Annotated in this window: 14 protein-coding genes; 8 read left to right on the top strand and 6 right to left on the bottom strand. The window is 68.9% G+C overall.

Going from position 1 to position 12,470, the window contains the following annotated elements:
- Positions 1–152: 152 nt before the first annotated feature.
- Positions 153–470, bottom strand: coding sequence for a cupin domain-containing protein (locus ABZT12_RS03050; RefSeq protein WP_356376262.1), 318 nt, complete (start codon positions 468–470; stop codon positions 153–155).
- A gap of 48 nt (positions 471–518) precedes the next feature.
- Between ABZT12_RS03050 and ABZT12_RS03045 the strand changes: the two genes are divergently transcribed.
- From ABZT12_RS03045 to ABZT12_RS03025, 5 genes are all read left to right on the top strand, one after another.
- On the top strand, positions 519–899 hold the full coding sequence (locus tag ABZT12_RS03045) for a phage holin family protein (RefSeq protein ID WP_356376259.1): 381 nt from the start codon (positions 519–521) through the stop codon (positions 897–899).
- A 7-nt stretch (positions 900–906) separates the two neighbouring features.
- On the top strand, positions 907–1,398 hold the full coding sequence (locus ABZT12_RS03040) for a low molecular weight protein-tyrosine-phosphatase (protein WP_356376255.1): 492 nt from the start codon (positions 907–909) through the stop codon (positions 1,396–1,398).
- Complete coding sequence (locus ABZT12_RS03035) at positions 1,395–2,576, top strand: cystathionine gamma-lyase (RefSeq protein ID WP_356376252.1); 1,182 nt, start codon at positions 1,395–1,397, stop codon at positions 2,574–2,576. The genes ABZT12_RS03040 and ABZT12_RS03035 overlap by 4 nt, the downstream gene beginning before the upstream one ends.
- 267 nt (positions 2,577–2,843) lie before the next feature.
- Entirely contained in the window at positions 2,844–3,749 is a 906-nt protein-coding gene (locus ABZT12_RS03030) for a LysR family transcriptional regulator (RefSeq protein WP_356376249.1), read from the top strand.
- Positions 3,750–3,860: 111 nt separating this feature from the next.
- On the top strand, positions 3,861–4,343 hold the full coding sequence (locus ABZT12_RS03025; protein WP_356376247.1) for an NUDIX hydrolase: 483 nt from the start codon (positions 3,861–3,863) through the stop codon (positions 4,341–4,343).
- Positions 4,344–4,404: 61 nt separating this feature from the next.
- Here ABZT12_RS03025 and ABZT12_RS03020 read toward each other — a convergent pair whose 3' ends face one another.
- Positions 4,405–5,037 (bottom strand): haloacid dehalogenase-like hydrolase, encoded by a 633-nt coding sequence (locus ABZT12_RS03020; protein WP_356376244.1) that lies wholly within the window; start codon positions 5,035–5,037, stop codon positions 4,405–4,407.
- Positions 5,038–5,248: 211 nt separating this feature from the next.
- Here ABZT12_RS03020 and ABZT12_RS03015 point away from each other — a divergent pair, with 211 nt between their 5' ends.
- Positions 5,249–6,115: a GNAT family N-acetyltransferase gene (locus tag ABZT12_RS03015; protein WP_356376241.1), complete on the top strand. Its 867-nt coding sequence runs from the start codon at positions 5,249–5,251 to the stop codon at positions 6,113–6,115.
- Between the two features lie 79 nt (positions 6,116–6,194).
- On the opposite strand, the gene ABZT12_RS03010 is transcribed toward ABZT12_RS03015, so the two are convergent.
- A complete protein-coding gene (locus ABZT12_RS03010; RefSeq protein WP_356376238.1) occupies positions 6,195–6,617 on the bottom strand; it encodes a heme-binding protein in 423 nt (140 codons plus the stop codon).
- A 141-nt stretch (positions 6,618–6,758) separates the two neighbouring features.
- On the bottom strand, positions 6,759–7,970 hold the full coding sequence (locus tag ABZT12_RS03005; protein ID WP_356376235.1) for an MFS transporter: 1,212 nt from the start codon (positions 7,968–7,970) through the stop codon (positions 6,759–6,761).
- Positions 7,971–8,108: 138 nt separating this feature from the next.
- On the opposite strand from ABZT12_RS03005, the gene ABZT12_RS03000 reads away from it, so the two are divergent.
- Positions 8,109–8,597: a MarR family transcriptional regulator gene (locus tag ABZT12_RS03000; RefSeq protein ID WP_356376232.1), complete on the top strand. Its 489-nt coding sequence runs from the start codon at positions 8,109–8,111 to the stop codon at positions 8,595–8,597.
- Positions 8,598–8,606: 9 nt separating this feature from the next.
- Positions 8,607–9,059, top strand: coding sequence for a GNAT family N-acetyltransferase (locus tag ABZT12_RS02995; protein WP_356376229.1), 453 nt, complete (start codon positions 8,607–8,609; stop codon positions 9,057–9,059).
- A 105-nt stretch (positions 9,060–9,164) separates the two neighbouring features.
- Here the strand turns inward: ABZT12_RS02995 and ABZT12_RS02990 are convergent, their stop codons facing one another.
- Together ABZT12_RS02990 and dnaB are read right to left on the bottom strand one after the other, a co-directional pair.
- Positions 9,165–10,553, bottom strand: a complete 1,389-nt coding sequence (locus tag ABZT12_RS02990) for a serine hydrolase domain-containing protein (RefSeq protein ID WP_356376226.1) — start codon at positions 10,551–10,553, stop codon at positions 9,165–9,167.
- 197 nt (positions 10,554–10,750) lie between these two features.
- Positions 10,751–12,229 (bottom strand): replicative DNA helicase, encoded by a 1,479-nt coding sequence (dnaB, locus tag ABZT12_RS02985; protein WP_356376223.1) that lies wholly within the window; start codon positions 12,227–12,229, stop codon positions 10,751–10,753.
- Between the last annotated feature and the right edge of the window lie 241 nt (positions 12,230–12,470).

Here is a 12,470-nt window from a genome sequence, read left to right as displayed (position 1 = left end):
CCGCTGATGCCGGGTCCTGTCGATGTCCGGCGCGTCCGCGGCCGGGCCTTCCGCTGTCCTGACTCGATGCTAGGGCGGGCGGCAGCCGAACGGGGGCCTCGCATCCCTTGTCCTCCCCTGACCGGTCCCTTAGGGAACCCTGAGACGGGGCCTCACGCTTCGGGCGGAGAGAAGACCACCAGAACCCGCAGGTCCTCGCTGATGTGGTGGAACTTGTGGGCCACCCCGGCCGGCACGTAGACCACGCTGCCGCGCGCCACCTGGGTCGTCTCCAGGCCGACGGTGATCGCCGCCCGGCCGCTGACGACGAAGTACACCTCGTCCTGGCCGTGCGGCTGCTGCCGGTCCTGCTCGCCCGCGTCCAGCGCGTAGAGGCCGACCGACATGTTCCTTTCCCGCAGAAACTGCAGGTACGCGCCGTCGTTGGCGGCACGTTCCGCCTCCAGTTCATCCAACCGGAATGCCTTCATAGCCCTCGTCCATACTCGGAGCAGATCTCTTCTGCCACGATCAGACACATGAAGAATTTCCTAGTCAAGACGATCGCCAACGCAGGGGCCCTGGCGGTCGCCGTCTGGCTGCTCGACAAGATCACCCTGACCGGTGACAGCACGGGCAAGAAAACCGGCACGCTGCTTCTCGTCGCGCTGGTCTTCGGTCTGGTGAACTTCCTCGTCAAACCGATCGTGAAGGTGCTCACCTTCCCGCTCTTCATCCTGACGCTCGGACTGATCACCCTGGTGGTCAACGCGCTGATGCTGTTGCTGACCTCCTGGCTGGCCGACAAGCTCGACCTGAGCTTCCACGTCGAAGGCTTCTGGACGGCGGTCCTGGGCGGCCTGATCATCTCGATCGTCTCCTGGGCGCTGAACGTGGTCATGCCCGACGGCGAGGACTGAACCTCCCATGGCGTATCGCGTCACCTTCGTCTGCACCGGCAACATCTGCCGTTCCCCGATGGCCGAATCCGTCCTCCACGCACGCGTGCAGGAGGCCGGGCTCGGCGACCTGGTCACGGTCGACAGCGCGGGCACGGAGGGCTGGCACGAGGGCGACGGCGCCGACCCGCGCGCCGTCTCCGTCCTGGCGGAGCACGGCTACGGGAGCGACCACACGGCCCGCCGGTTCCGGTCGTCGTGGTTCTCCCGCCTGGACCTCGTCATCGCCCTCGACAGCGGCCACCTCAAGGCCCTGCGCCGCCTCGCGCCCACGGCACGGGACGCGGAGAAGATCCACCTGCTCCGCTCCTACGACCCGGCCGCCGGCGACGATCTCGACGTACCGGACCCGTACTACGGGGGCCGCGACGGTTTCGAGGAGTGTCTTGAGATGGTGGAGGCGGCGAGCGAGGGTCTGCTCGCCGCGGTACGTGAGCGAGTGGAGGAACAGGCGACATGAGCGATTCCGCGAGAGACGAGGGCGCCCGCGGCGGGACGGGGGCGGCCCTGCCCGTCTCCGCCGGTGACGGCACGCGCGCGGTGCGGGCCGGACTGCCGGAGCCTGTCAAGCACGAACCCACCCTGCCCGGACCGGTGTTCGCCGCCCACTTCCATCTGCCGGGCGAGGCGACCGGCCCGTACACCTACGGCCGTGACGAGAACCCGACCTGGACCCACCTGGAGCGCGCCATCGGCGAGCTGGAGGCGCCCGAGCGCGACGACGCCCAGACGCTGGTGTTCGCCTCGGGGATGGCCGCCATCTCGTCGGTGCTCTTCTCCCAGCTGCGCGCCGGAGACGCGGTCGTGCTGCCCGACGACGGCTACCAGGTGCTGCCCCTGGTGCGCGCGCAGCTGGAGGCGTACGGCATCGAGGTACGCACCGCGCCGACCGCCGGCGACGCCCAGCTCGGCGTCCTCGACGGGGCGAAGCTGCTGTGGATCGAGACCCCGTCCAACCCCGGGCTCGACGTCTGCGACGTACGACGGCTCGCCGACGCGGCACACGCCCGTGGTGCCCTGGTGGCCGTCGACAACACCCTCGCCACGCCCCTGGGGCAGCGCCCGCTGGAGCTGGGCGCCGACTTCTCCGTGGCCAGCGGCACCAAGCAGCTCACCGGGCACGGAGACATCCTCCTGGGGTACGTCAGCGGTACCGACGCGACCGCGATGGCCGCCGTGCGCCGTTGGCGCAAGATCGTCGGCGCGATCCCCGGGCCCATGGAGGCCTGGCTGGCCCACCGTTCGATCGCCACGCTCCAGTTGCGCGTCGATCGGCAGAACGCCTCCGCCGGCACGCTCGCCGAGGCTCTGCGCGCCCGGCCCGAGGTGGCCGGGCTGCGCTACCCGGGACTGCCCGACGATCCCTCCCACAAGATCGCCGCGCAGCAGATGCGGCGCTACGGGTGTGTGGTTTCGTTCACGCTGCCCTCACGCGCGCGTGCAGAGCGTTTCCTCGACGCGCTGCGGCTCGTGGACGACGCGACCAGCTTCGGGGGGGTGCGCTCCACGGCCGAGCGACGTGGACGCTGGGGAGGGGACGCGGTGCCGGAGGGCTTCGTTCGCTTCTCCGTCGGCGCCGAGGATCCCGCGGACCTGGTGGCGGACGTACTGCGCGCGCTGGAGGAGTCGGCGCGCTGACCGGCGTGCGCTCCGGACCCCTCGGTGCGGTGCACGCTTTCACGGCGGTGTGCCGATCGGCGTCCGGAGAGGCCCGGCGGACGGTCCGAGCCTCCCCCCTCGTGGCTCGGACCGTCCCGGTTCCGCGCGCCGAGAACCGCGCAAACCAGGCTAGTTGACTCTGTGTCAGTGTCCAATCACAGTAACGACAGGAAGCTATCGACTTATTTATAGTTGGACCTTGCCCGAGCCGAACGCGGGGCGGGGAAGGGGAGGGGAGGGCGCACTGTGGATCTGGCCTTGCTGCGCACCTTCGTGACCGTGCACCGGGCCGGCTCCTTCACCCGCGCCGCCGCCCTCCTCGGTCTCTCGCAGCCAGCGGTGACCTCACAGATACGTACTCTGGAAAGGCAGTTGGGGCGCCCGCTGTTTCTGCGTCAGGCCCGCGGGGTCACCCCCACGACCGTGGGCGACGAACTCGCCCACAAGGCCGCACCTCATCTCGACGCTCTGGTGGAGATAGCCGAGACCGGCCTCGACGACGATTCCGCCCTGCGCACCCTCCATCTCGCCGGACCCCCGGAGTTCACCGCCGAACGAGCCCTGCCCGCCCTCACCCGGCTGATCGGCGACGACGGCCAGGGTTTCTCGCTGCGGGCCTCCTTCGGGAACGCGGAGGAGACCTTGGAAGGGCTGGCCGCCGGGCATCATGATCTGGCCATCACGACGGCCCGTCCGCGCGGCTCTTTGCTGACGGCGACTGCGCTCTGCGACGAGGAACACGTCCTGGTGGCCGCTCCACGCTGGCCCGAGCGGATCAGCTCGGCGCCACCGCGCCCCAAGAGCGCCACCCCGCTGGACAACCTCCCCGTGGTCGAGGTCCACGAGTCGCTCCCCTTCGTCTCCCGCTACTGGGCATCCGTGTTCGACGCCCGCCCTGCCGCCTCGGGCACGGTCATCGTCCCCGACCTGCGCGCCGTCCTCGCCTGCGCCGTGGCGGGCGCCGGGCTCGCCGTACTGCCCCGCTATCTGTGCAGGGAGGCACTGGAACGCGGTGATGTCGTCCCCCTGCACGATCCCCCGGTACCTCCGCTACGGACGTACTTCCTGGTCGTACGGACGGGAACGCTCGCGATGCCGCCCATCGCCCGGGCCCACGAGTGGCTCCAACAGGCCGCGGTGGACTGGTGCTGAGCAGGGATTTCCGCCTCGTGGCGCGCCACGACGGTGGGACGTCACGCGCTGATCAACTCAGGTGACGCTTCGCGATGTTTCACGTGGAACCAGCGGGGCCACATTCCTCCCATGACCGTTCGACCCGTGGTCAAGCGCACCGCACGCGCCGTTCTTCTGGACGGCGACGCTCTGATTCTGATCAAACGCACCAAGCCGGGGGTCGATCCCTACTGGGTCACACCCGGTGGCGGTGTCGAGCCCGAGGACTCGACGGTCGTCGACGCCCTGCACCGCGAGGTGTACGAGGAGCTCGGCGCCAAGATCACCGATGTGGTGCCCTGCTTCGTCGACACCGTGGAGCACATCGGTGAGGACGGCGGCGCGACCGGTGTGAAGGTGCAGCACTTCTTCGTCTGCCACCTCGGCTCCATGGATCCCGCCCTGCGGCACGGGCCCGAGATCGAGGAGCCCCTCGGCGAGTACGAGATCGTCCGCATCCCGTTCACTCGGGTCGGCATCGCCTCCGTCCACCTCGTGCCGCTCTCGCTGCGGCACTATCTGGACGCCAACATCGAGGGCGTACAAGCGCTGCACGCACCCGATCTCGGCTGACGCCAAGAGCACCGGGACAGCACCTCCGACCACCGGTCTATCGGCCGGCTTGTGCCCTCAACTACGCCGTTCGGCGCACCAGTTCGTAGGCATCCCACAGATCCAGCCCCGCGTACGCGTGCGTCGCGATGCTCGACAGATGCAGATCCGCGTTGACCGCCACGGAGACCGGCACCACTCCGAAGAGGTCCTTGTCCGAGAGCGAGTCGCCGTAGGCGACGCACTCGGCCCTCGTCACCCCGAACTCGGCGCACAACTGGTCCGCGATCCGTACCTTGGCGGCGGCGGTGAGCACTCCGGCCAAGTCCATGGGTTCGGTGAACGGCACGGCCGGGAAGCGCGATCCGTAGGCCGCGTGCGCTCCCCACCCCGTGAGCCGTTCCACGAAGAACGAAGGCGAGAGCGACACCACCGCGCAGTATTCGCCCGCCCCCCTGATCGCCGCCCAGACCTCGCGGATCCGCGCCAGCCATGGGGCGCCTTCGAAAGCCGCCGTCACATGCGCCTCGGTGAGGTCGGACCACAACGTGTACGCGTTCGCCGCATACTCCGGCGGCCCGATCCGCCCCGCAGAGACCGCCACGTCGAGCGCCATCGCTTCGGCCTCCAGACCGAGCTGCCGGGAGATTTCCACGGGTGCGGTGGTGCCGTGCAACAGTGTGCCGTCGAGATCGAAGAGATGAAGTCGCGTCATGGGAGGCGAGGTTATGGGACCTCCGGGCAGGGGCATGCCCGACCGCTTCTTCTTTTACGGGCATATCGGTGTCCGCTCTTAGCCGGTGTTTCACGTGAAACATCCGGATCCCGTCCGCCCGTTGGACGGATGACGACGACATGGCCAAAAGCCCGTACGTCTCCCCCGAAACAGCTGGACGCCAAGGCGCACGTCGGACAGCCTGACCTGCGTGCCGACAACTTCCCCCGCTACCCAGCCCATCCGCCGACTGACGCTTCGCGATCTCCACGCCTGCGCCGATCTGTCCGAGGGCCGGGGGTGGCAGCGCCAGGAACACAGGTGGGGCTTCCTCCTCAGCGCCGGTCAGGGATACGGCATCGACGACCCCGAGGGAGGTCTGATCGCCTCCTGTGTCGTCACGGAGTACGGCCCCCATGAACGGCCGGATCTCGGCGCCCTCGGCATGGTCCTGGTCGCCGAACGGCATGCGCGTCAGGGCATCGGACGCCGGCTGATGCGCCACGTGCTCTCCCTGAAGGGGCCCACACCCCTCACCTTGTACGCGACGCCGCACGGCCGCCCGCTGTACGAGGAGCTCGGCTTCAAGATCGTCGGACAATCGGCCATGCTGCGTGGACAGTTCACCCCGGGTGGGCCCCCGCTCCGGGCGACCACACGTGCGGCCACCGCCGCGGACCTCACCGCGATCCTGCGGCTCGACGAGACGGTGTTCGGTGCCGATCGGACCCTCCTCATCACTCGACTGCCCGCATTCGCCGACCAGTTGAGGGTTGCCGAGGAGCACGGCCGGATCATCGGGTACGCGGCGGTGTGGCCCTCCGCGGACTGTCATGTCGTCGGCCCGTTGATCGCCCGCGACCAGGAGACGGCGAAGGCGCTGATCGCCTCAGTCGCCGCGCACACCGACCGTCCGCTGCGCACCGACATCGACGTCCGTCATGAGGACCTGGTGGCGTGGACCGAGGAGCGGGGTCTGGCGTCCGTCGCGGTCCGGGCCGTCATGGCGTACGGGATCACGGAGTTGCCCGGCGACTGGACGCAGCGGTTCGCTCCGCTGATGGTGGCTACGGGCTGACCCCTCGGGGTACGACGAGTGCCGCCTTCCCCGCCGTACGGAACCGCGGGGGAGCCGGCGTCTGCACCAAGATGCGGGATCAGGCGAGTGTCTCGACGGCGGCCGTGGCGAAGCCGTGGTCCTGCTCCGGGGCACCGCTGCCCACCCCGATCGCACCGATCAGACGGCCGTCGCGGTGTACGGGCCGACCGTCCGCGATGAACAGCAGCGGACGGTCGAGCGCGGTGGGCAGCGTGTGGAAGGGACCCCCGGGCTGGACGGCGTCGACGAGGTCCCTGGTGGGAGCGCCCAGTTGGAGCGCCGTGTAAGCCTTGCGGGTGCTGGTCTCGCCGGAGATCAGCACGGCCCGGTCGTCCCGGCGGAAGGCGAGCAGATGCCCTCCGGCGTCCAGCACGGTGACGCTGACCGCCACTCCGGCACCCTCGGCGGTGTACCGGGCCGCGGCGACGAGGGTTTCCGCGTCCTGGATGGTCAGCGGGACGACGGCGGTGGTGGTGCTCACGGTGTTCTCCTTGGGTGTTGCGTGCGAGTGTTCGTGGTGTCTGGTTGATGCGCTGCCGCGGGTGTCAGGTGGCCGGTCTCCTAGTGCCGCGCGCGGTGCCGGCGTCCGGGCCGCCGCGCTTCCCGGTTCCGGTCCCGCGGGTCAGTGGTGGACGGCGGCGGTCTGCCGCTCGGCCGCCGCACCATTCGCCACCACGGCGTGCCGCGTGCCGCCGCGGCGCTCCAGCGCTGCCGAGAGAACGGCGAGGACGAGCGCACTCGCGGCGAGGACGGCGCCGACCCAGTTGGGCGCGGTGTAGCCGAGACCGGCCGAGATGACGAGTCCGCCGAGCCAGGCGGACAGGGCGTTTCCGAGGTTGAAGGCGCCGATGTTCACGGCCGAGGCCAGCGTCGGAGCGCCGTGCGCCTGGTCGAGGACCCGCTTCTGCAGCGGGGGCACCGTCGCGAACCCCAGGGCTCCGATGAGGACGATCGTGACGGCTGCGGTGACCTTGTTGTGCGCGGTGACCGTGAAGAGCGCGAGCACCACGGCGAGGGCGCCCAGTGAGACGTACAGCATGGGCATCAGGGCGCGGTCGGCGAACCTTCCGCCGACGAGGTTGCCGCCGACCATGCCGAGGCCGAAGAGGACGAGCAGCCAGGTGACGGAGCCGTCGGCGAAGCCGGCGATGTGGGTCATCATCGGTGCGATATAGGTGACGGCCGCGAAGACTCCGCCGAAGCCGAGGACGGTCATCGCCATGGCGAGCAGAACCTGGGTGTTCTTCAGGACGGCCAGTTCGTGGCGCAGGCGTACACCCTCCGGCTTGGGCATGTCGGGGACGAGCTTGGCGATACCGGCTAGTCCGATCACGCCGAGGGCCGCGACGAGCCCAAAGGTGACGCGCCAGCTCGCGGCCTGACCGACAAGGGTGCCCAGGGGGACGCCGACGACGTTGGCCACGGTCAGGCCGGTGAACATCATCGAGATGGCTCCGGCCTTCTTCTCCGGGGCGACGAGTTCGGCAGCGACGACGGAGCCGATGCCGAAGAAGGCTCCGTGGGCGAGCGAGGCCACCACGCGGCCGATCAGCATCACCTCGAAGGTCGGGGCGAGGGCGGAGACAAGGTTGCCGACGATGAACAGGCCCATCAGCAGCATCAGCATCCGCTTGCGGGAGATCTTGGTGCCCAGCACGGTCATCAGCGGCGCACCGAACATCACACCGAGCGCGTAGCCCGTGACCAGTAGACCGGCGGTGGGGATGGAGACGCCGAAGTCGCTCGCGACATCGGGCAGCAGGCCCATGATCACGAATTCGGTCGTGCCGATTCCGAAGGCCCCGATCGCGAGGGCCAGAAGCGCGAGAGGCATGGGGATACCCTTCCAGAACGGTTGCAGGAGCATTTAGCGTGCGTTCACAATAGTTGCAGGCGCGGGTTAAGTGCAAGCGCGGGATAGTGCACTTCTGCTCTATCCTGGTTCCAGCCGCTCCGGGACGGAGGAACAGCAATGACCGCGACAGACCCCGCGCTCACCGCACTGGCCCAGGGCTGGTGCGCCCTCGCTCTGCTGCACGGAAGGATCGAGGCACACATAGAGCGCGCTCTGCAGGCCGGACACGGATTGAGCGCACGTGAGTACTCCCTGCTCGACGTCCTCAGCAGGCAGCACGACGGCGACGGTGGCCATCTGCAGATGAAGCAGGTCGCCGACGCGGTCGTCCTCAGCCAGAGCGCCACCACCCGACTGGTCACCCGGCTGGAGGACCGCGGTCTGCTCACCCGCTACCTGTGCCCGACCGACCGGCGCGGCATCTACACGAATGTCACCGAAGCGGGCCTGTCCCTGCTCAGGGAAGCACGCCCCACCAATGACACGGCGCTGCGCGAGGCGCTGGACGAGGCGGCCCTGAACCCGGAACTGGCACCCCTCGTGAGGGTCGTGGAGTCGGTGAACTCGACCGCCCTGGCGGTGCCCGCCGCAGGTGGCGCCGCATAGGGTGCGGCCATGGGAGATCTTGAGATCCGTGCCGCCGTAACCGATGACGTCCCCGCCATCGTGTCGATGCTCGCCGACGACCGTCTGGGCGCGCAGCGCGAGTCACCGGACGATCTGACGCCGTACCTGGCTGCCCTGGAACGCCTGACCGCCGACCCCAACCAGCAACTGGTCGTCGCCGTCCGGGAGGACAGGGTGGTGGGCACCCTCCAGCTCACGATCGTCCCTGGACTGTCCCACAAGGGCTCCACCCGTTCGATCATCGAAGCCGTACGCATTCACCGCGACGAACGCGGCAGCGGACTGGGCACCCAGTTCATCGAGTGGGCGATCACCGAATCCCGCCGCCAGGGCTGCCGACTGGTCCAGCTGACCTCCGACGCCACTCGCACCGACGCCCATCGGTTCTACGAGCGGCTCGGCTTCACCGCCTCACACGTGGGCTTCAAGCTGTCCCTCTGAAACGACTCCTTACCGACGAAGTCGGCACGTCCCGTTCCGGGCACTGCCCCGCCGCGCCGCAGAACATGATGTTTCACGTGAAACAGGGCACTCGGCGGTGGACGGTTACCAGCTGATCCCGCGCCAGCCCGCCGGGTCGACCCCACCGGGCGCAGAAGCGCTCTCCTCGTACGGCTGACGGGTGAAGACGAACGACCCCAGGTCGAGGTGGCTCACGGTCCCGTCCGGCCGTCGTACGGGCTGCAGCAGCTCTCCGGCGTAGTAGCCCTCCAAGCCGGTCCAGGTGCCGTCGCCGTTGGCGCGGAACCGGGAACGTCGGCCGCTGACGGCCAATGGCTCCAGCGCGGCGCCCCCGTCGGCTGTCAGCCGGAGGGCGAAGGCGTGCGTCCCCCAGTACCACTGCCCCGCCAACTCCAGGACGGCGCTGTCGACTTCGCGCATCGGACGCCAGGGGTCGGGGATGCGGGGCTCCGCCTCGGCGACGATCCGGACGAGATCGGCCGCCACCGCGGCCACCGGTGGGCCCGAGGTGCAGTTGGCCAGCACCACCGCCCCAACGTCGTCCGCGAGGCTGATCGTGACGTTGGCCAGGAAACCCGGCAGTGATCCGGAGTGCCCCACGAGCAGCCGGCCGTCCCGGTGCTGGATCTGCAGACCGAGTCCGTAGGCGGAGCCGTCGGCCACGTCCGTCACCTCGGCCGGAGCCGCCGGCGTCCGCATCTCCCGTACCGACTCTGCGCTCAGTACCCGCTTGTCTCCTTGAGCCAGGAAGACCGCGAACCGCGCCAGATCGGCCGTCGTGGACCAGAGTTGACCGGCCGGTGCCATCCGGCCGAGATCCTCGGCGGGCTCGGGAAGCAGCGTGTCGGCCCAAGGATGAACAGCCCAGCCGCCCGCGTGCGGTGCTTGCGGGTGGCCGCTGGTGCGGTCGAGGCCGAGAGGCTCCAGCACCTCGCGCCGCAGCACCTCCTCCCAGGGCGCACCGCGCAGCTCTTCGACGAGTGCGCCCAGCAGGGTGTAGCCGGGGTTGGAATAGTGGTGCCGACGACCGGCCGGATGCAGGAGGGGCTGCTTGCCGAGCACATCGCCGAGTTCCGGACGCAGGGCACCCGAGGTCCGCTCCCACCACGGGGCGGGCGACTCTGCCGCCAACCCAGCCGTGTGCGCGAGCAGTTGGGCGATCGTGACCTCTCCCACGCCGGTGCCGGGCAGATGCCGTTCCAGGGGATCACCGAGATCGAGGGCGCCCTCGTCCCGGAGCCGCAGCACGAGAACCGCGGTGAACGTCTTGGTGATCGATCCGATCCGGTACTGCACGTTCTCATCCGGCTCGTGCCCCCGCACCGAGCTCCGCGCACCGTGCCACACCGCCCGGCCCTCCCGCACCACGACCGCGACCAGCGATGGCGCGCGCCCTTCAGCCTGCGCCACGGCGATCCGGTGCAACAGCGCACGGCGTGTGGCGGGAAGCAGCTGTTCGTCAGAAGTCGTCATGCCACCAGTCCATCCGGCCGAGCGGCACACGTCGAGCGCATTTCACCGGACACGGCAGTCATTTGCGGGACGCTCAGCCAGAGATTCTGGATCGTTCGTCGTTGGAGCAGAGGTAGCCGGGCAACACGGGGACGGGGGCGGTCGTCACGCCTGGGCGCGGGACGCGGAGTCCGGGACTCCGCAGCCAGTGCCGGGCATCACGTCTGCGCCATGTCGACGAAGCGCGAGTAGTGGCCCTGGAAGGCGACGGTGATCGTCGCTGTGGGGCCGTTACGGTGCTTGCCGACGATGATGTCCGCCTCGCCCGCGCGCGGCGACTCCTTCTCGTAGGCGTCCTCACGGTGCAGCAGGATCACCATGTCGGCATCCTGCTCGATGGAGCCGGACTCACGCAGGTCGGACACCATCGGCTTCTTGTCCGTACGCTGCTCGGGGCCACGGTTGAGCTGCGAGAGCGCGATCACCGGGACCTCCAGCTCCTTCGCCAGCAGTTTGAGGTTACGGGACATGTCCGAGACCTCCTGCTGACGGCTCTCGGAGCGCTTGGAACCGCCGGCCTGCATCAGCTGGAGATAGTCGATGATCACCAACTTGATGTCGTTGCGCTGCTTCAGCCGGCGGCACTTCGCGCGGATCTCCATCATCGACAGGTTCGGCGAGTCGTCGATGAAGAGTGGTGCGGAGGACACCTCCGGCATCCGACGCGCCAGACGGGTCCAGTCGTCGTCGGTCATCGTCCCGGAACGCATGTGGTGCAGAGCGACGCGGGCCTCGGCGGACAGCAGCCGCATCGCGATCTCGTTGCGTCCCATTTCGAGGGAGAAGATGACGCTCGGAAGGTTGTGCTTGATCGACGCGGCCCGGGCGAAGTCCAGTGCCAGGGTGGACTTTCCCATGGCGGGACGGGCCGCGATGACGATCATCTGGCCCGGATGCAGGCCGTTGGTGAGCGAGTCGAGGTCCGTGAAACCGGTGGGCACGCCCGTCATCTCACCGCTGCGTGAACCGATCGCCTCGATCTCGTCGAGCGCGCCTTCCATGATGTCGCCGAGGGGGAGATAGTCCTCGCTGGTGCGCTGCTCGGTGACCGCGTAGATCTCCGCCTGCGCGCGGTTGACGATCTCGTCGACGTCGTCGTCGCCCGTGTATCCCATCTGTGTGATGCGGGTGCCGGCCTCGACGAGGCGGCGCAGGACCGCGCGTTCGTGGACGATCTCCGCGTAGTACTCCGCGTTCGCCGCGGTGGGCACGGTCTGGACGAGCGTGTGCAGATACGAGGCACCGCCGACTTTGTTGATCTCTCCGCGTTTGGTGAGTTCGGCGGCGATGGTGATGGGGTCGGCCGGCTCGCCCTTGGAGTAGATGTCGAGGATCGCCTGGTAGATCGTCTCGTGCGCGGGTTTGTAGAAGTCATGGCCCTTGAGGACCTCCACGACGTCCGCGATGGCGTCCTTGGACAGGAGCATGCCACCCAAAACGGACTGTTCGGCGTCCAGGTCCTGCGGCGGAACCCGCTCGAAGGAGACCCCTCCACCGTCCCATTCACCGCTCTCCCGGCCACGGTCGTGCTGCTCGTCCCTGCCCCGTCCTGAGTCACCGCGGCGGCGGGAGGCGGGCAGACGGTCCCCCGGACCGCTCTCGGCCCACGGGTCGTCCAAGGGCTCGGAAATACTCACCGAGCCACCTCCTCCCGTCCGCCGAGCGGACCTCGCCGTGCCCTTATTTCTACGGCACGGCACTGACAAAATAAGACGCCCAACTCCGGTTCAGGCGCGTCGGTTTTATGACGGTTTCCAGGCCGACGAGCGGAGTGGGCGCCGGACTACCGTAGGCCCGCGGGCACCGTCAGCCAATCTGGTTATCCACAGGCCATGTGGACGACGGACCCAATGCTGTGGAGAACTCGGCAAAACCTGT

The organism is Streptomyces sp. NPDC005423 (genome assembly GCF_040606415.1).
Lineage (GTDB): Bacteria > Actinomycetota > Actinomycetes > Streptomycetales > Streptomycetaceae > Streptomyces.
This window is presented reverse-complemented; position numbering and strand designations above follow the sequence as displayed.

Excerpts from the sequence above, each read along its gene's own strand:
- ABZT12_RS03050 (WP_356376262.1), bottom strand. The coding sequence starts at position 470 with ATGAAGGCATTCCGGTTGGATGAACTGGAGGCGGAACGTGCCGCCAAC.
- ABZT12_RS03045 (WP_356376259.1), top strand. The coding sequence starts at position 519 with ATGAAGAATTTCCTAGTCAAGACGATCGCCAACGCAGGGGCCCTGGCG.
- ABZT12_RS03040 (WP_356376255.1), top strand. The coding sequence starts at position 907 with ATGGCGTATCGCGTCACCTTCGTCTGCACCGGCAACATCTGCCGTTCC.
- ABZT12_RS03035 (WP_356376252.1), top strand. The coding sequence starts at position 1,395 with ATGAGCGATTCCGCGAGAGACGAGGGCGCCCGCGGCGGGACGGGGGCG.
- ABZT12_RS03025 (WP_356376247.1), top strand. The coding sequence starts at position 3,861 with ATGACCGTTCGACCCGTGGTCAAGCGCACCGCACGCGCCGTTCTTCTG.
- ABZT12_RS03020 (WP_356376244.1), bottom strand. The coding sequence starts at position 5,037 with ATGACGCGACTTCATCTCTTCGATCTCGACGGCACACTGTTGCACGGC.
- ABZT12_RS03005 (WP_356376235.1), bottom strand. The coding sequence starts at position 7,970 with ATGCCTCTCGCGCTTCTGGCCCTCGCGATCGGGGCCTTCGGAATCGGC.
- ABZT12_RS03000 (WP_356376232.1), top strand. The coding sequence starts at position 8,109 with ATGACCGCGACAGACCCCGCGCTCACCGCACTGGCCCAGGGCTGGTGC.
- ABZT12_RS02995 (WP_356376229.1), top strand. The coding sequence starts at position 8,607 with ATGGGAGATCTTGAGATCCGTGCCGCCGTAACCGATGACGTCCCCGCC.
- ABZT12_RS02990 (WP_356376226.1), bottom strand. The coding sequence starts at position 10,553 with ATGACGACTTCTGACGAACAGCTGCTTCCCGCCACACGCCGTGCGCTG.